16 protein-coding genes and 5 pseudogenes are annotated in these 16869 nt (G+C 34.6%); 5 read left to right on the top strand and 16 right to left on the bottom strand.

Features of this window, described 5'->3' with window-relative positions; genetic code table 11:
* Nucleotides 1-38: 38 nt before the first annotated feature.
* The 15 genes and pseudogenes from PSI17_RS04130 to cpxR form a co-directional block, all read right to left on the bottom strand.
* A complete protein-coding gene (locus PSI17_RS04130; protein WP_273550751.1) occupies nucleotides 39-1043 on the bottom strand; it encodes an NAD-dependent epimerase in 1005 nt (334 codons plus the stop codon).
* Between the two features lie 30 nt (nucleotides 1044-1073).
* Entirely contained in the window at nucleotides 1074-2240 is a 1167-nt protein-coding gene (locus PSI17_RS04125) for a nucleotide sugar dehydrogenase (protein ID WP_273550750.1), read from the bottom strand.
* 175 nt (nucleotides 2241-2415) lie between these two features.
* Nucleotides 2416-2619 carry a hypothetical protein gene (locus PSI17_RS04120; RefSeq protein ID WP_273550791.1) on the bottom strand — a complete coding sequence of 68 codons (204 nt, stop codon included), beginning with the start codon at nucleotides 2617-2619 and terminating at the stop codon, nucleotides 2416-2418.
* Nucleotides 2598-2813, bottom strand: a complete 216-nt coding sequence (locus tag PSI17_RS04115) for a hypothetical protein (RefSeq protein WP_273550749.1) — start codon at nucleotides 2811-2813, stop codon at nucleotides 2598-2600. Before PSI17_RS04115 ends, PSI17_RS04120 begins: the two co-directional genes overlap by 22 nt.
* A 141-nt stretch (nucleotides 2814-2954) precedes the next feature.
* Nucleotides 2955-3149 (bottom strand): hypothetical protein, encoded by a 195-nt coding sequence (locus PSI17_RS04110; protein ID WP_273550748.1) that lies wholly within the window; start codon nucleotides 3147-3149, stop codon nucleotides 2955-2957.
* Between the two features lie 300 nt (nucleotides 3150-3449).
* Nucleotides 3450-4271, bottom strand: coding sequence for a glycosyltransferase (locus tag PSI17_RS04105; RefSeq protein ID WP_273550747.1), 822 nt, complete (start codon nucleotides 4269-4271; stop codon nucleotides 3450-3452).
* A 128-nt stretch (nucleotides 4272-4399) separates the two neighbouring features.
* The gene (locus tag PSI17_RS04100; RefSeq protein WP_273550746.1) at nucleotides 4400-5677 is read right to left on the bottom strand and encodes a hypothetical protein; all 1278 of its coding nucleotides are present in this window, start codon (nucleotides 5675-5677) and stop codon (nucleotides 4400-4402) included.
* Between the two features lies 1 nt (nucleotide 5678).
* On the bottom strand, nucleotides 5679-6599 hold the full coding sequence (locus tag PSI17_RS04095; RefSeq protein WP_273550745.1) for a glycosyltransferase family 2 protein: 921 nt from the start codon (nucleotides 6597-6599) through the stop codon (nucleotides 5679-5681).
* The gene (locus PSI17_RS04090; RefSeq protein ID WP_273550744.1) at nucleotides 6596-7852 is read right to left on the bottom strand and encodes a hypothetical protein; all 1257 of its coding nucleotides are present in this window, start codon (nucleotides 7850-7852) and stop codon (nucleotides 6596-6598) included. The genes PSI17_RS04095 and PSI17_RS04090 overlap by 4 nt, the downstream gene beginning before the upstream one ends.
* Entirely contained in the window at nucleotides 7836-8762 is a 927-nt protein-coding gene (locus tag PSI17_RS04085) for a glycosyltransferase (protein WP_273550743.1), read from the bottom strand. Before PSI17_RS04085 ends, PSI17_RS04090 begins: the two co-directional genes overlap by 17 nt.
* Before the next feature lie 20 nt (nucleotides 8763-8782).
* A pseudogene (locus PSI17_RS04080) lies at nucleotides 8783-9396 on the bottom strand (IS30 family transposase); the annotation flags it as partial.
* Between the two features lie 120 nt (nucleotides 9397-9516).
* Nucleotides 9517-10803 carry an oligosaccharide flippase family protein gene (locus PSI17_RS04075; protein WP_273550742.1) on the bottom strand — a complete coding sequence of 429 codons (1287 nt, stop codon included), beginning with the start codon at nucleotides 10801-10803 and terminating at the stop codon, nucleotides 9517-9519.
* Entirely contained in the window at nucleotides 10784-11713 is a 930-nt protein-coding gene (locus PSI17_RS04070; RefSeq protein WP_273550741.1) for an ATP-grasp fold amidoligase family protein, read from the bottom strand. Before PSI17_RS04070 ends, PSI17_RS04075 begins: the two co-directional genes overlap by 20 nt.
* Nucleotides 11714-11966: 253 nt before the next feature.
* Nucleotides 11967-13343 carry an envelope stress sensor histidine kinase CpxA gene (gene cpxA / locus PSI17_RS04065; RefSeq protein ID WP_273550740.1) on the bottom strand — a complete coding sequence of 459 codons (1377 nt, stop codon included), beginning with the start codon at nucleotides 13341-13343 and terminating at the stop codon, nucleotides 11967-11969.
* Nucleotides 13340-14032, bottom strand: a complete 693-nt coding sequence (gene cpxR / locus PSI17_RS04060; RefSeq protein ID WP_273550739.1) for an envelope stress response regulator transcription factor CpxR — start codon at nucleotides 14030-14032, stop codon at nucleotides 13340-13342. Before cpxR ends, cpxA begins: the two co-directional genes overlap by 4 nt.
* Before the next feature lie 152 nt (nucleotides 14033-14184).
* Between cpxR and PSI17_RS04055 the strand changes: the two genes are divergently transcribed.
* Nucleotides 14185-14691, top strand: a complete 507-nt coding sequence (locus tag PSI17_RS04055) for a Spy/CpxP family protein refolding chaperone (protein WP_273550738.1) — start codon at nucleotides 14185-14187, stop codon at nucleotides 14689-14691.
* 248 nt (nucleotides 14692-14939) lie between these two features.
* On the opposite strand, the pseudogene PSI17_RS04050 reads toward PSI17_RS04055, so the two are convergent.
* A pseudogene (locus PSI17_RS04050) lies at nucleotides 14940-15161 on the bottom strand (tyrosine-type recombinase/integrase); the annotation flags it as partial.
* A gap of 36 nt (nucleotides 15162-15197) precedes the next feature.
* Between PSI17_RS04050 and PSI17_RS04045 the strand changes: the two are divergent.
* From PSI17_RS04045 to PSI17_RS04035, 4 genes and pseudogenes are all read left to right on the top strand, one after another.
* A pseudogene (locus PSI17_RS04045) lies at nucleotides 15198-15617 on the top strand (hypothetical protein); the annotation flags it as partial.
* Between the two features lie 479 nt (nucleotides 15618-16096).
* Nucleotides 16097-16180: a damage-inducible type I toxin DinQ gene (dinQ, locus tag PSI17_RS17375; RefSeq protein WP_443255997.1), complete on the top strand. Its 84-nt coding sequence runs from the start codon at nucleotides 16097-16099 to the stop codon at nucleotides 16178-16180.
* A gap of 302 nt (nucleotides 16181-16482) precedes the next feature.
* Nucleotides 16483-16644 (top strand): annotated as a pseudogene (locus PSI17_RS04040) (IS256 family transposase); the annotation flags it as partial.
* Between the two features lie 42 nt (nucleotides 16645-16686).
* A pseudogene (locus tag PSI17_RS04035) lies at nucleotides 16687-16869 on the top strand (phosphatidate cytidylyltransferase); the annotation flags it as partial.

The following is a 16869-nucleotide window of genomic DNA, read 5'->3' as shown; positions in this document are numbered from 1 at the left end:
GTGTTCCCTAGTAATTATTGGGAATATAGCTTAACAGCTTACAGATAATATTGTTTATACCATTGAATAAACTGTTCCACACCGTCCGATACGTTAGTGGAAGGTTTGTAGCCAGTAGCTTTAAATAGGTCTTCAGTATTAGCCCATGTCGAATAAACATCACCAGGTTGCATAGGAAGCATGTTTTTAATCGCTTTAATGCCTAAACTATTTTCTAGAGCATTAATGTAATCCATTAAATTCACGGGAGAACCATTACCAATATTATATACTTTATAAGGTGCTGAACTATTTGCTGGATTACCTATTTTGGATGTCCAAGAACTATTAGAAGTAGGAACAACATCAGAAATTCGGACAATGCCTTCAACAATATCATCTACATAAGTGAAGTCACGGCTAAGTTGTCCATTGTTATAAACATCTATGGGGTCATGGTTTAGTATTGATTTTGTAAATTTGAATAGAGCCATATCTGGTCTTCCCCATGGTCCATAGACTGTAAAAAATCTAAGTCCTGTAGTGGGAATGCCATATAAATGAGAATAGCTGTGAGCCATTAACTCGTTAGCTTTCTTCGTAGCAGCATATAAAGAAATAGGATGATCTACTGAGTCAGACGTTGAAAATGGAAGTTGATCATTTAAACCATAAACAGAGCTTGATGATGCATATACTAAGTGATTAATATTATTATGTCGACAACCTTCAAGAATAGTTAAAAATCCTGATAGATTGCTATCTGAGTAAGAATAAGGATTAATTAAGGAATATCGGACACCAGCTTGAGCAGCTAAATGAATGACACGATCAATTTGGTTGTTTTTAAACAATTCTTCAATTGAGTTTTTATCAGAAACATCCATAAATATGAATTTGAAATTATCAAGAGTAGATAAAATTTCCAATCTTGATTTTTTCAAAGAGATGTCATAATAATCGTTGATGTTATCAATTCCAATAATATGATTCCCATTTTTTATTAATTTTTTTATTAAATGAAAACCAATGAATCCTGCTGCGCCTGTGACTAAGTATTTCATAATAACTCAACTGTTATAGTTTATAAAAAATTAATCATTTCCAAAAAGGTCACGTGAATATACTTTTGATTCAACGTCTTTTAAATCTATAGACATACGATTGGAAATAATAATGTCAGAAATAGATTTGAATTCATTTAAATCACGGATCAGTTTTGAGTGGAAGAAAGTATCTTCTTTCATTTCAGGTTCAAAAATGACTACTTCAATACCTTTAGCTTTGATTCGTTTCATGATTCCTTGAATTGAAGAAGCCCTGAAATTATCTGAACCTGATTTCATAATCAGACGATAGACACCAACTACTTTTGGATTTTTACTAATAATAGAATCAGCAATAAAATCTTTACGAGTTCGATTAGCTTCTACAATTGCACCAATAATATTATTTGGTACTTCCTGGTAGTTAGCCAGTAACTGTTTTGTGTCTTTTGGTAGACAATAACCACCATAACCAAAAGATGGATTGTTGTAATGATTACCAATACGTGGATCTAAGCATACACCTTCAATGATCTGGCGTGAATCTAACCCCTTAGCTTCGGCATAACTATCTAGCTCATTAAAATAAGCTACACGCATAGCAAGGTAAGTATTGGCGAAGAGTTTTATGGCCTCAGCTTCAGTAGAATCTGTGAAAAGAACAGGAATATCCTTCTTGATTGCACCTTCGATAAGAAGGTTCGCAAATATTTTTGCTCTTTCAGAACGCTCACCAACAACAATTCTGGATGGATATAGGTTATCGTAAAGAGCTCGTCCTTCACGTAAGAATTCAGGAGAGAAAATAATATTGTTAGTTTGATATTTTTCTCTCATTTGTTTAGTAAAACCAACTGGAATAGTTGATTTGATTATCATTGTTGCGGAAGGATTGTGCTCTAGGACATCTTCAATAACAGATTCTACTGATTTTGTGTTGAAATAATTGTTTTTTGAATCATAGTCAGTTGGAGTGGCAATGATGATAAAATCCGTATCTTTATATGCAAATTCTTTATCTAAGGTTGCAGTGAAATCTAAATCTTTTTCGATTAAATACCTTTCTATTTCATTATCGGAAATTGGAGATTTTTTATTATTCAGAAGGTTTATTTTTATATTATCAATATCTAGTGCGATGACTTTGTTTTTTTTAGCTAGGAGAATTCCATTCGAAATCCCTACATACCCGGTTCCAACAATTGTAATTTTCAAGTTCACCTCTGTGAAGTTAATAATAAATATGATATTAAATGCCTATATGGACACCGACTCAATTCAAGTGGGTGACTTAACTACTACCAACTAAAGTCGTCCGTCTTGGCTAAACACGCATACTTCAAAACACTTACGATCAAGGTCACCGTCTAAAGACGGTGGTTTTAACCTTTTATATGGAAAAATAAACCGGAAGGAATAAAAGCGTCACGGTCGGATTCTGTTGTAGCCACTCTTTTACCAGTTTGTTTTTATAGATAACGTAGTTGTCTAAAATCATGGTTAAAGTTTCTGCATCATAATATTGGCGTTTTAATCCCGCTAACATATTGATAAATAATTGATGATTTTTCTTCATGTCACCTGCAACGACAATTTTGTTGGTCCGAGCATCAAGATAACCCGCAAAGTATGCCCGGGTGTGAGAATACTTTTTGGCTGGCCTCTAAAATACCAGCCTGCACCGATTTTCGGGTTCAAATGAATATCCACTTCATCTTCATAAACAACAGGATGTTTCTCTGAGGCATGGGAGAGAGCTTCGGTAATACGGACCCATTTTTTCTTCATATTCCGGATTGGGTAACTTTAATATCAGGGCCGCCCTTCTTCAGACCATTTCTTGTTGACGGAAGTAACGATAAAGTGTGCTCATTGAAAGGGCAATATTGAGTAACTTATTGATTAAAAATACGAAAAGGCCAGGTTCCATCAGGAACCGCGATAACAAAACTGTTGGGGAGTATGTGTTAAGAGATAGGACAGAAGAGGGCAAAGTGGGGCTAAATGCCATCGTGTATAGCGTCCTCGTCCTGCCGGTAAACTGAGTAACCCTATCCATCTGCCCCTAAACCGTCTAATCCAGTGCCAGACGGAAGACTCAGCACAACACAGTTTATCGGCCACTTGGGCGACGGGCTTGCCTTAGTATAATAAGAGTATACTCATGATCCGGCGTGCATAATTTTTATCCGTCGTTTTTTGAACGACTTTTTTCATCTGGCGTCGTTCATTGCGGGGGATTGGTGGTAAAATAAATATAACTCAGTCCTTCCTTTTGCGGCTTATTTTTGTGCAATCAAGACATTTGCAAAAATAGGACTGAGTTTCTTTGATACTCCTACTCCTACCATTTTGGCAAGCCATTTAGTAGTTATTCAATTAAAAATATAATTAATTAAATATATGGCTAACAAAGTGGAGTTATTATAATGCTCTTAATATTTTATATAAATATTTTCTTATGAAAATAGGTGACAATCTAAACATAGATCTAATAAAAATTGAATATATGAGTTCCCTTCTAGATATAAATCCTATTCTTCTTTGGAAATTAATAACTTTTATCTCTTGTTTTAAATGAAATAACCCCCTCTTTTGTAAGAGATTTTTACCGCATCTCATATGTAACAATACAATATCCAAGTTACTGAAACATGATTGACTATTAAGAAGCAGACTCCATAAAGCAAAGTCTTGTGATTTTCTAAATAAAGGATAGCCGCCTAGAGATAAAATTTTTTCTTTTTTAAATATCACAGATGGATGATTCATGGGGCTTCTTTTCTTCCCAAATGTATATATTTCTTCATGAGATAGAGGAACTTTTTTTGTTGATATAAGCTTTTCATTATAAGGATTAATTTCATTTATATAAGAACCACATACATCAATATTAGGATTTTCTACCATAAATTTTATCTGTATATGAAAACGTTCAGGTAGAGATATATCGTCTGCGTCCATTCGGGCTACAAGGTCAAACTTACATTTTTTTAATCCATAATTCAAGGCGTTAGCAAGGCCTAAATTTTCATCTAGTTGATAGAAGTTTACTATATTAGCTCCAACTCTTCGAGAAAATTTATTTATCACAGATAATTGTGATTCGTTTAAATTTCCATCACCAACAATCACAATTTGACTAGGTTTAAGTGTTTGTTCGTAATAAATACTATTCAGTGCTTTTTTGAAGAAGATTGGATCATCATTAATATAAACACTAATCAGAACGGAGAACTTTTCCATTAATTTTATTTACATGAATTTTATTGTGTAATTAAATATTATAGTAGAAACATAATTATCTACAAATTTGTTAATAATTAACATTAATACGATTTAAAGGTATATATAATTTTATTTTATATAAAAGACTACCCTATAATTATGGGGCCGATTTTATATAGCTTTCTTTTTCCTGTATGTACTGAATCTATATATATACACTTATTATCTTTATCCCATTTAGGGTGTAAATCACATCGAGATTCTTCATAATATTTTAAAGGTTCCCAAAATGACCCTAAAACGTCAACTTTATTGTTATCTATGTCCACTAATAATAGATGTTTATTTCTTGATTTGTCAGGATAAGTATCAGTAATGAACTTATTGTCACCAATATAAGTAGGGTGACCATCTCCATATTTATCTAAATTTGGAATATCTAATTTTTCTATCTTTAATTCAAGATTATCATTAATGTTTACTATGTAATATCCTGTCAAATTATTGAAGTTCATATACACAATAAAAGAGTTTGAGTCAATCCAGCAATAATGACTGACCATTTTGGTGTTATTTAATAAAGCCAAATTAGTATCTGGCATTTTTTTCATACTAGCAATAAACAAGCGATCATTTCTCTCATTTTTTGCACCATAAAATCTATGTAAAAAAAGAAATAGCTTTCCATCGGGAGATATCATGATGTGATTAAGTTTCTGTTTTTCATATGATATGTTTTCATGTATGGGAAATTTTTTATTTATATCATCTATTTTTATTAAACTGTAAGGTTTTTTATTATATTCACAATAAATTATTGATTGTTGATAATAATTAGTATTATTCCAACCGTTTTTTTTGAAATAACCATAATCAGGTCGAAGACTGCTAAGAACTTCATAGTTAATAGATAAATAAAATAAATTTTTAAAACTATCATAAATAGGATATTCAAGAATCACTTCCTTCCTATCATTAATAGAATATATAACAGCTCTTGTCTTACCATCTATTATATTATTATAGACAATTTGATTGTCTGAAATCCATTGAGGTTTAGAGCCTTGTTGCCAGTTAAAAGCATAAGTTTTGTTTTTATAAATTATATCATTATTTTCTTTAATAACTATGTATATAAATTCTTCTTTTAAGATTTTTTTTAAAGGTATTTCATAAGAGTTCCCCTCTATCTCTTGATATAATACTCGGCCATTTTTATATGGATTTTTGTCATAATAGCCAAAGTAAGATTCATGTTCATCATTATTGATAGGGACTACATCATAATTGCATACTACTTTTTTTTTCTTTTTATAAAATAAATAAGAAAAATATTGATACGTTTTTTTTATTGTTCTCTTTAGGGAGGGGTTTTTCTTTAAGTAGTCAGCAATTTTTTTTTCTATTTTATTATAACTGGCCATGTTATTTATCCATTATGCATCTGATTTTTATAACTAAAATTGGATTTATTAATGATAATATACTAAGTATAATAGGTTTGAGTTTTTTCCTATTTATAAATGACTTACTATAGTAAATAAAACTTTCTTTTCTTAATCCTATCGATATGGCTTGTGCTGCGAGAAATTCATATTGTTTAGAAGTTCGTGTCTTTTTTTCATCTGTGCTTAATGTATTATTTACTAAATCATTATGCTTTTTATTAATCATATCTATAGCTTTAATATAATTATTTATATTAGCTGATATTCTTTTTCTTTTATCCAAAGAGCGGTTAGCTATAACTAAAGGTTCTTCAACTATAGTTATAGCTGCATGATTTTTAATTAATCTTATCCATAAATCATATTCCTCTCTTGCTGGAAAGTTTTCATCAAATCCTCTAACCATTAAGAAAAATTCACGGTTTATAAAGGATGTAATTGTTCCTCCTATAAAATTTTCCATACAAATTTCTTTCAAGATATCATTAGGGATTTTCCCCTTGGTTTTATATTGTAAATTTCTATTTTCATATTTTATAAATAATTGTGTAAATATGGCATCATATTTTTTATTTTTCAATTTATTTATTTGTTTTTCTAATTTATTTGGCAGCCACATGTCATCGTCGTCTAGAAAACTTATGTATTCACCTGTTGCATGAATGGCTCCATAATTTCTAGATGAAGACGCCCCTGTATTAGGGTTAATTATCAATTTAACATTAAGCTTATTGTCATAGCTTTTAATTAACTTTTGGGTATCTAAACAATTTGAATCATCGACTACCACGATTTCATAAGGAGTATATGACTGTTCAATAACACTATCTATGGCTCTTTTTAGTAAAAGAGATCTATTATGTGTAGGTATTATTACAGAAACTTTTGTTTTATTCATAGTTCCTCCACTTTGCTAATTTTTTTAGAAAAATAATAAAAAGTTAAAATTGTAAACATATACTTATTAAAACCAAGTGTCATAGCTTTCAATTCCATAATTGAAAGCATTATAAAGAGCAAAATCAATATATTTTTTTCATTTTTACATCTGAAGTTCTTATTAAAAATATCCAAAATAAATATTTGGTAAAAACAGATTAAAACAAACCATAGGATTCCACCGAATAAAATATTTCTAATCACGCCTACATCTACATTTTTATAATAATTACCACTACTTTGATCTGTAAATATTCCTGATCCAAACATTATTTCGTTGAATGTAATTTTTACACCCCACATATTACTCAGAACATCAGTAGATTTAGAGGAAAATTTCCCTGTATTTTCATATTTATATACGAATTCAAAAATAAAAGGAAATACTTTTTGTTCTATCTGCTGAATCATTGTTGGATATATAATCATACATATAAACAATATGGTAAGCATTGATATGAATATTTTAATTGGTTTTATTATTTTTTGAGTGTAGGTATCATTTGATATAAAGAAATATAATACACTAAATAATAATCCTAAAAATGCAGTTCTTCCAGAAAAAAGAGCTCCAACTATAAGCAATAAACCAATTATGATAGTTGTAAATTTAATATTTCTTGTTAATATATAAGACTTTACATAAAATAAAAATGAAATAGCATAACCAATAGATAGGCCCCAGCCAGGAGATCCTGTCAATGCTAACCCTCTTATACCACCATAATTTAAATATAGTCGTTGGATCTTGTCCTGATCATAAGTTAAATGAATTATTTGGGCTATACTAGGAATTGAAAAGGCAGCTATCTGCACTATACTTTGTAAAACAAAAGTTAAAACAATTATTCTCTCAAAATAATTTATATTGTATATTTTATAAGGAATAAATAACAAAAAAAACGATAGAATGAGAGTTAGTTGAATGAATTGTGCTAAATAGTTTTTTGCATAAGATAAATCATAGGAGCTATGTAATATAGTGATAAGTAAATTTGAACCAAACAATAAAACAATAAAACAATAATGCTTGAATAGCTTTTTTTTTCTTATTATCTTATAAGATAGATTCCCATTTCTATATATTAAAGAATATATCAATCCTATTACTGGTACTATAAAAGAACTTGTTATAGGAGGGAGTATATAAAAACTGTTAAATAATAGAAATGCAGATAACACTACGAATATATTATTATTTTCTTTCAGCATTATTTTTAAATACCCCGACTCTTATATATTCTAAGGCTGTATTTATTCTTAATAAATACCTTATAAAGAAAGCAAGAATTCTTTCTGTTGTTTTGGCCTCTCTACTATCAATTATTTTTATAGACTTTATAGGTGGAAGAATATGAATTACAATACTTAATAAAAAGTCAATGTTTTTTAATTTATTTACTCGAAGTTTTCCAGCTGCTTCTCTTCTGTTTTTTAAGATTAATTCCGAGAGTTTACTTCTAGCAGGATGATAAACAGTAACATCATTGAAATAGTGAATATTATATCCAGATTTTTTTGCTCTTCGTCCCCACTCTGAATCTCCACCAGAATATAGACTTTCATTAAAATAGCCTATTTCTTCAAATAAGTATGAATAGCTAAACATATTAGCAGTAACTGCCATTCCTTGAGTGTTAATATATTCCTTTTGCCTGAAAGCATATATTTTTTCGTATTTTTCAGCTATTGTTAATTTTTTTTCTTTATAAAAAAGTTTTATATTTCCTCCTATTCTTTTAATTTCAGGATTATCTATAAATTTATTCACAGCATTAACAATCCAGTCAGGTTCAGGAATGCAATCAGAATCGGTAAAAGCTATAATACTACCTGTTGCAGTGATTAATCCTTTATTTCTTGCCGCATAAGAACCTGGTTTTTTCTCAGATAAAAAAAATTCATTTTTGTTAAAATAAAGATTAATTGGTGGAGTATCGTTAGGGTCATTATTAATAATGAGTATTTCTAATCGTTCCTTTGGATAATTTTGTTTTCGTAATGCTGTAAGACATTTTTCTAATCTTTCCCAATCATGATATGTAGGAACTATTACACTAACTTTGGGATATTCTTTTTCAAATGTGCTTATAATTCTATCTGTTAATTTAATTTTATTCATATATTTCTTGGGTTCACATATTAAGCGTAACACCGTAATGAACGAAGTAAATGAGTGGGGATTCCTTTAAATAACTCACTTGGTGCTTTGTAATCTCGTGTTTTACGAGGACGATTATTTAATCGGTTTGCCACAAGGTTGACCTACCTCCCTGATACCCTATTAAAATCGGTTCCTTTTGGGAAGTAATCCCTGATTAATCCATTCGTGTTCTCATTTATCCCTCTTTCTCAGAGGGAATAAGGGTTAGTAAAATAAATTTTTGTCTCTAAATTTTTACTGATACACTCATGTTTGGCAAATTCGAGGCCATTATCAAAGGTGATTGTTTTAACTTTATGTTTTATCAGTGATAAATGTCTCGTCGCTACTTTTTCAACACCTTCTGCTGTTTTATCTTCAAGTTTAATGATGATTGTAAGTGACGATTTTTGTTCAACTAATATCAATAATGCACTTTTATGAGCTTTTCCGGCGATAGTATCCCCTTCCCAATCCCCTGCTTTTTATCAACAATTTTGGGGCGCATATCAATATTGACCTTGTTTTTAATTTTCCCTCTGCGCTCATAGCTCCCATAGCGTTTACGATACGATTTTTTCGCTATCCTGAGATGTTGACATAAATCACTGCCATTAAGCTGAAAATCTGGTATCTTTCTGTTTCGGTCAGTTGTGTATAGGCCATAGCGCATTTTCCTTTGGCGAGAAATATGCCTACTATAGCAACTGACCGCCTGCCTTAGAAATAGCACTTAATTAGGCGAATCCAAGAAACTATTAATATATTTTCTGGGGAAAAATGTATGTATCATGCATTTGAATATTATCCCTTTTTTAAAGAAAAAGTTTGCAACTGTTGCTCCTATAAATTCAGTAATTAAAGTTGCATATACGGCCCCAAGTACCCCATAATATTTGATTAATATTATATTTAGTATTATATTGAATCCAGCCATTATGAACATTTTATACATAACAAATTTATATCCTCCCATAGCAATAATAGTTCTATACGAAATTGTCCCAGCAACAGAAAAAAAGCTACTTATAGATAATATTGTTAGTAAATGCGAAGCATCAATAAAAGCATTTCCATATGTATGAAATATTATTTCAAAACTATATAAATTCATTATGATGATAATGGGTGCTGATATCAGAATAGTAATTAAATATAATAAACTAGCGCCGTCTTTTAGTCTTTTGTTACTTCCTCTTAGTATTTGAGAAAATAAAGAAGTAATAATTGCGATTGGTATAAATGACCATCCTTGAGAAAGAGTTGTCGCTGCATTAAATATACCAACTGCTCCCATATCTAAATACTCTCCGATAAAAATCTGATTTATTTTTGTATAAAAAACAATAGATAAACTTGAGAGGGTGAGCGGGATACCTGTATAAATTAAATATTTATTATACTTGTTTTTTTTTCTTTTGATTTTTTTGAATGAAATGTTCTTGTATAATTTGGAGAAGAATTTGTATCGGATAAAGAAGGGGATTGCAACACTAAGAATAAATGGAACTGTGAAATAAATTAAACATAAATTTAATTTAACAAAGAAAAATCTAGTGAATAAACTAAGATATATTCCCAGTTGTGCTGCTATAGAATTTAGTTTAGATTTTAAAATGCCATCAAAAAAATATCGATATATATCTAATGATGTAAATAAGCAAGCTGCCATCATTAAAGTTAATATCGCTGTGTTATCCTTATTATCTGCTTTGATATAAAAATAAGAAACTGATAAGATTATTAATATAATGCAAATAATTAACCTTAAATTATTAGTTGTTTTTAATAATATGACCGCACTTGCTTCTTTCTTTGCAGCTCTATTGAATATTGTTACATCACTTCCTAATTGAGATATTGGTACAATCAAGGCTCCAATGGCTAAGGAATAATTAATAAGCCCCATATTTTCAGGGCCTAAATATCGTGCTACATAAATGGTAACTAACAAGCCCCCAATAATATTGGTTAGTCGTTCGAAAATTAGCCACATTGAATTAAAAATAATTTTTTTCATTACTGTTGAATTGATTGGTTAATTGATTGGTTTTTAGTGTCCATTTTTTTCCTAATTTATAATCCCAATCTTCTGGAGTTATTAAATCTAACCCGTTACATGGAGTAAAAGTAATTTCTGCAAAATATATTCGATCTTTTGTTACAAAAAAATCAACCCTACAATAATCCAAATCATTACATAAAATTTCCGATAACTCTATTATTTTATCAATTTTATTAGGTTTCTCTACAGTAAAGTTAGAATTATCAAAACCCATTTTGAATGGCTGTATATTCCAATTTTTATCGTAAATGTTTATGAATTTTTTTTCTTTAAATTTATTGAATTGAAGTTCAATAAACTCAACTTTACCATGAAAACAATGTAATCTATAGTCTTCAGGTATCGGTTTTTTATTTTCTTCATAATAAATATCTAGATATTCTTCACATAATATTTTAGGTGTTATATTTTTATAATGCCACTCACGCGTTTTGGCATACATGTTACTTTTAAGGTGAAGCTTTAGTTTATTATTAGCTTTTTTTAGATTGAAATTACTTTTGTCTTCACATATTATAACACTTCCCGAATCGTGATTGCACTTTAATACAAACTTTTCAGGTAATGTTTCGTAATTAATTTCTTTTGGAGAATCATATATGCCTAATATAGGAATCAAATATTGTTCACCAATTTTGTCTTTAATGTACTCTCTCACTTGAATCTTGTCTGCTAGTTTCGTGTACAAAGGATTCCTATCTTTGAGTATTCTATAATTTATTTTTTCGTTAAAAGTTTTCGGATCATTTAGATTCATCTCTTTGTTAAATCTTTTTTTGTAAATTTTCTTTCTATAATTCTCATCTGAAATTATATATAATTTTAATACCTGTAGTTGGATTTTGAACCATTTTAATAGAAACATAATTATATTTTATATTTTAAATAAAAAAAGCTACCGCACTAGGTTACGGCTCCCAGAGTGCCTGTTGGGTGTGACAATTTGGCTTATCCAATTAATATCATTGGATTTTTCTGTTTAACAAAAACTAACATACCAATGATTTGTGTTAAGCAGCGACGAGATTAGTCCCTCGACGTCATGAGGTCAAGTAGAATAGCTTTTTTTCTTTAATTGTTATGTTATGTAACTAACTAAATTCCCAAACGAAAGCAATCTATCTTCCATGCAATGGCAGCCAAATCATCAGCCTTAAGCCACCTAAAGGGCTATCTTCTGCTTTCACCCAACCTCGATGCTGGCTGACAGCCGTTTCAACAATCGCCAGTCCCAATCCGGTTCCGCCGGATTCTCGGTCCCGTGCTTCGTCCGTGCGATAAAAAGGCCGGAAGATATGTTCACGGTCATCTGGGCTGACGCCCGGGCCATCATCATCAACCGTAATCGTGACACCTTGGTTGTCTGACCTAAAGGCAACGGCGATATGGCTGCTGGAGTAGCGCAGTGCATTGCGGACGATGTTTTCCAGTGCGCTGCCAAGTGTTGTCGGATTGCAGTAAATCACCCAGTTTCCGGGAGGGGAGACGATATCCAGCGTTTTGCTCATCTGCTCGGCTTCGAATTTTGCATTTTCCAGGATGTCATGCCAGATATCGTGGGCTTTGATATTCTCGCGGAGTAACTCGTTTTTATGTTGATTGCGGGAAAGTACCAGCAGGTCGTTAATCATGCCATCTAAACGTTGAGTCTCTGTTTCGATGCGTGCCAGTTCTTTGCTTTCACCGTGGCGGCGGCGCAGCAAGGCGGTCGCCAGTTGTAATCGGGTTAGGGGCGTGCGTAGTTCATGAGAAATATCGGAAATCAGCCGCTGTTGGGCGGTGACCATCCTTTCCAGCGCACTGATCATCTGGTTGAAACTGCTGCCCGTCGCCAAAAACTCTTGCGGGCCAGATTCCAGTTCAGGGTGCTGCCGTAAGTTGCCTCTTGCCACGTCATCGGCTGCGTTTTTGAGTTTCCGCGCGGGCTTTGCCAGACTCCATGCCAGCCACAATAACAATGGAGCGCTGATTAACATGGTGGCAGCAGGCAGTAAAAAGGGACGGTCAAACATCAAATTAATAAAATCTGATTGTGGACTCACCGCTGACCGACTGATGTAGAGGTGATAATGATCTTCGCCATCGCGGACAGAAAAGGGGCCGAGTATTTCTAACTGGCCATATTTCTTCTTTTTAGGGTGATCGGCATTATCGGATTGGCCGATAAAGTTACGGATAGCTTGTTGTTGATGGGGCGGGGTGTTGATGTCACTGATAAGCCCTTCACTGGAGACGAGGATCAGATGTTGGCCCGATGGTGTCCACCGGGCAACAGCGTGATCCAGACGTAGCCACCAGAATAAGTCATTCCCGGAGTCGTTGATGAGTTCTGCTTCTATTCGCTTTGCCAGCTTTTCTCCCGACTGATATTCACTGTCCAAAAGCGGGGTTAACTGCCGTGAATCCAGTTTGGGCGCCATTAAGGCTATCATCAGAACCAGCGCAAGCGTGAACCAAAAAATGGCGAATATACGGGCGGTCAGGCTATTGATCATTTTGCGGAAACCATTAAGTACCCACGGCCGCGTAGTGTCTTAAACCATGGAAGTTCATCCGTTCTGTTAGGTAATTTACGGCGTAGATTTGAAATATGCATATCAATCGCCCGATCAAAAGGGGTTAAGCGTTTTCCCAAGACTTCCTGGCTTAAATGTTCACGGGAAACGACTTGCCCCAAATGTTGCGCTAACAAATAAAGCAGGGTAAATTCTGTGCCAGTGAGATCCAAGATCGTGCCATCAAAACTGGCTTCCTGACGCCCGGGGTTGAGTTGAAGTTTATCGATCTCCAATATCGGTGTGCCAATATCCGCTTGTTGTTCACTCCAGTTGGAACGACGCAAAATAGCCCGTATGCGGGCGACCAGTTCACGATCGTTAAATGGTTTGGGGAGGTAGTCATCCGCTCCCAGTTCCAATCCCAAAACACGGTCTAAATCGCTGCCACGAGCCGTTAACATGATAACCGGGGTTTGGTGGTACTGCCGTAGCTCCTTCAGTGTCTCAATGCCGTTTTTGCGCGGCATCATGATGTCCAGCAATAGTAGGTCAATTGAAGAATCGATATATTGTAAAGCCTGTTCGCCATCGTGGGCGATGATAACATTGAATCCTTCCATCTCGAGCAGTTCTTTTAATAGCGATGTCAGTTCGCGGTCATCATCAACTAATAAGATTTTATGCATTAATTCTTCCTCCAAGAGCAAAATACGATAACAAACTTTGCTATTCCATGACTTTACGTTCTTTTACATGCTCTGACGCTAGTTTGCAGCCGTAGGGTTATAGTTATCCGCACTGAATCGAATGCTGCTGTTCGAGAAAGCGAGGAAATTTAATGCGTAACATAGCAATATTGGCTTTAGCGTCAATGGTTGTTCTGGGAACAACAGAAGCTTTAGCTGAAACTGCTGATACGGATCATATTCCTGAGGTGAGTTCCTCTTCCCCATACCCATATTGTATGCCATATGGTTCTAAGAGGAATTTTAATCATCACCGCAACCGTCAATATAACTACAGTTATCTCTTCGGTGGAATAGCGTTGACGGAACAGCAACGTGAGCAGATGTGGAATTTAGTCAAAGAGCAGCATCAGTATGAACAGCCACTGATGGATATGCGAGTTGAGCATCAAAAATTGAATGCCCTTTTGGCTGATGAGGATTTTGATGAAGCTGAGATTCGCTCGCAGCTTGAAAAAATAGCCGAAAAGAATGTTGCTCTGGGTGTAGAAATTGCGCGTATTAATAATCAGATTTATCAACTATTAACACCGGAGCAGAGAGAGATTTTAAAAAAATCGGTTGAAATAAATGAATATGAAGCCCGAAAAGTGAACTGATTTTTTATTACTACTTTTGATGTTTAGTTTTTTTGCTACACAGTAGCATCAACAACGATTTTCCTTGCCATAGACACCATCCCTGTCTTTCAGCCCCCTTGAGGGGCTTTTTTTTATCCCACCTGAAATTATATTTTCTTCAAAATCAGTGAGATAGTTTTTTATTAAGCAACTTGTAGGTGAGTTGAAATTTTCCAAGTGTGGACACTCGTGTGGACACTTTGGTTATCTACAGTTGCCTCTGATTACTAGATTTCTATATCTTCACTCAATGTATTCAAGGTAATGGCTAGCTGCAAATAATCGGGTGCTAAATGTGCATATGCCATCGTTTGTTGTATGTTGGCATGTCCCAGTATTTGTTGTAGCGCGACAATGTTTCCACCTTTCATCACAAAGTGACTCGCGAATGTATGACGCAGAACGTGAATCGCCTGCCCTTCCGGTAAATCAGGTTTTATTGACCTCAATTTCACCTTTTGCAATGTTGTGATCATTCCTGATAGACGGTACAGGCCACGGATAAGATTATGGTGTTGGGCACATCGACCTTACTGGCGGGCGCGGTTCAGCAGATTGCAGACGGTGATTACAGCATGGCGACTTCATCAAATCTTGTTGCCAGCGTGGGAAAGGTAGCTGATATTGAAGTCGGCCAAAAGTTAATAGAAAAAATTGGCCTGATCCGCCAGAGCATCGCCGGTGCCAAGCAAGCGATTGTCGCGCCTGTTGTTTGGGTGGGCAGCCAGCAAATTAACGTGATGACCTTGATGTTAGACACGCTGGATGTGGTCAGGGCACTGGCCGAACTGACCGCCGCCCATACCCATCACAATACCGGCACCCCGGAGAACGCCAGCGCGATACGCAACACGGCACATAAATCGGATGGGCTGAAACAGAAGTATTCGCCTGTGATTGGGTGAGTATCGTCCCTTTGTATGAGATCTTTGACGCTATACCATAGGTTGATATTTTATGCTAGAGGGATTAGACTGATGATGTTAGTTGAGGAGTAGCGCGCTCTGACCGAGGCTACCAACCTTAGTCAGTACGAAACAAATAGCCCTTCTTAAGGGAAAAGCAAAAAAGCCAGCCTTATCCGTTGGTTTTTTTGTTTTTGCTGATCCATTGTTTTAATTGATTGAATCATCTGAAAATCATCCTATAATCTACAGCTGTTAGTTGAATAAGCGTAATGACCATTTTCAATGGATGCGGAAATGGATTTCAGCGTCTTGTCAATTACAGGACGCATCAAAGCCCTGACTGGATACAGGTGGTGCTGGCTCAGTGCCTCGGTCAGAGCGCGCTACTCCTCAACTAACACTGATGAGAACCAATCGGACAGGCAGTGTAAAGGCAAAGATTGGGAAAATCGCGCTCCTTAAAAAAGAGCAAACGGATGAAGAGGTTTATTGATACCGCTATCATCGTTCTCAAAGCGTTAGTTGCGTTTTTAGAACTGATCCGTACCTTTCTGAAATAGATAACGGAAACGTAGCAAAGGCCATCAGGTTAACCGCCCGGTGGCCTTTAACATTTACGGTGCTCGCAGCTCTCTTCATCTCTATTCAATTTATTCTCTCTCACCAAGCGCAACCAGACACACACAGCGCCATTATCAATTAAGTTGACTCCGTCCCGTGGTTAATCCCCACGAAATAAAAGTAAACCCGCCGTAAAACGGACTACACCGCATCCGCCTGCACGTTTTGGATCAAAAAATTATTTCAGTTTTAAAATCCTACAAGACGAACCGCCAGACCGCGCCAGCACTAGCGGTGTGGGAAGAATCGCAAAATATTCCCGTCGGACGACTCGGCGAAAAAAGTTATCTGGCTGGCGATTCAGGCCGCCTCTAAAAAGTGGACGATGCCGCTCCAAGATTGGCGTCTTGCAATGAGTCGATTTATGATTGAATTCGGTGACCGTTTAAACGGTCACATATAATGAATATGAAATGGCGATTACACAAAATCGTAAACAGGGTCGTCTTCGGCAATCACTCTGATGGGGTTTATCGGTGGGTTATGTATGTCGGCGATTAAACGGGATAGCGGCGTGAAGGATTTTGGCGGGATCATTGAAGGCCACGGCGGAATGTTGGATAGAATTGACTCGCTTTGCTTCGCTGCCCCTATATTTTTTCATCTAACGCGCTATTTTTATACCTGA

This window comes from Xenorhabdus sp. IM139775, assembly GCF_028598745.1.
Classification (GTDB): domain Bacteria; phylum Pseudomonadota; class Gammaproteobacteria; order Enterobacterales; family Enterobacteriaceae; genus Xenorhabdus.
Note: the sequence above shows the minus strand (reverse complement) of the source record. Positions and strands in the feature narration are given on the sequence as shown.

What these genes read in the sequence shown, in the direction of transcription:
- PSI17_RS04130 (WP_273550751.1), bottom strand. Translation starts at nt 1,043, where the DNA reads ATGAAATACTTAGTCACAGGCGCAGCAGGATTCATTGGTTTTCATTTA.
- PSI17_RS04115 (WP_273550749.1), bottom strand. Translation starts at nt 2,813, where the DNA reads ATGAAGAAAAAATGGGTCCGTATTACCGAAGCTCTCTCCCATGCCTCA.
- PSI17_RS04105 (WP_273550747.1), bottom strand. Translation starts at nt 4,271, where the DNA reads ATGGAAAAGTTCTCCGTTCTGATTAGTGTTTATATTAATGATGATCCA.
- PSI17_RS04100 (WP_273550746.1), bottom strand. Translation starts at nt 5,677, where the DNA reads ATGGCCAGTTATAATAAAATAGAAAAAAAAATTGCTGACTACTTAAAG.
- PSI17_RS04095 (WP_273550745.1), bottom strand. Translation starts at nt 6,599, where the DNA reads ATGAATAAAACAAAAGTTTCTGTAATAATACCTACACATAATAGATCT.
- PSI17_RS04090 (WP_273550744.1), bottom strand. Translation starts at nt 7,852, where the DNA reads ATGCTGAAAGAAAATAATAATATATTCGTAGTGTTATCTGCATTTCTA.
- PSI17_RS04085 (WP_273550743.1), bottom strand. Translation starts at nt 8,762, where the DNA reads ATGAATAAAATTAAATTAACAGATAGAATTATAAGCACATTTGAAAAA.
- PSI17_RS04075 (WP_273550742.1), bottom strand. Translation starts at nt 10,803, where the DNA reads ATGAAAAAAATTATTTTTAATTCAATGTGGCTAATTTTCGAACGACTA.
- PSI17_RS04070 (WP_273550741.1), bottom strand. Translation starts at nt 11,713, where the DNA reads ATGTTTCTATTAAAATGGTTCAAAATCCAACTACAGGTATTAAAATTA.
- cpxA (WP_273550740.1), bottom strand. Translation starts at nt 13,343, where the DNA reads ATGATCAATAGCCTGACCGCCCGTATATTCGCCATTTTTTGGTTCACG.
- cpxR (WP_273550739.1), bottom strand. Translation starts at nt 14,032, where the DNA reads ATGCATAAAATCTTATTAGTTGATGATGACCGCGAACTGACATCGCTA.
- PSI17_RS04055 (WP_273550738.1), top strand. Translation starts at nt 14,185, where the DNA reads ATGCGTAACATAGCAATATTGGCTTTAGCGTCAATGGTTGTTCTGGGA.
- dinQ (WP_443255997.1), top strand. Translation starts at nt 16,097, where the DNA reads ATGAAGAGGTTTATTGATACCGCTATCATCGTTCTCAAAGCGTTAGTT.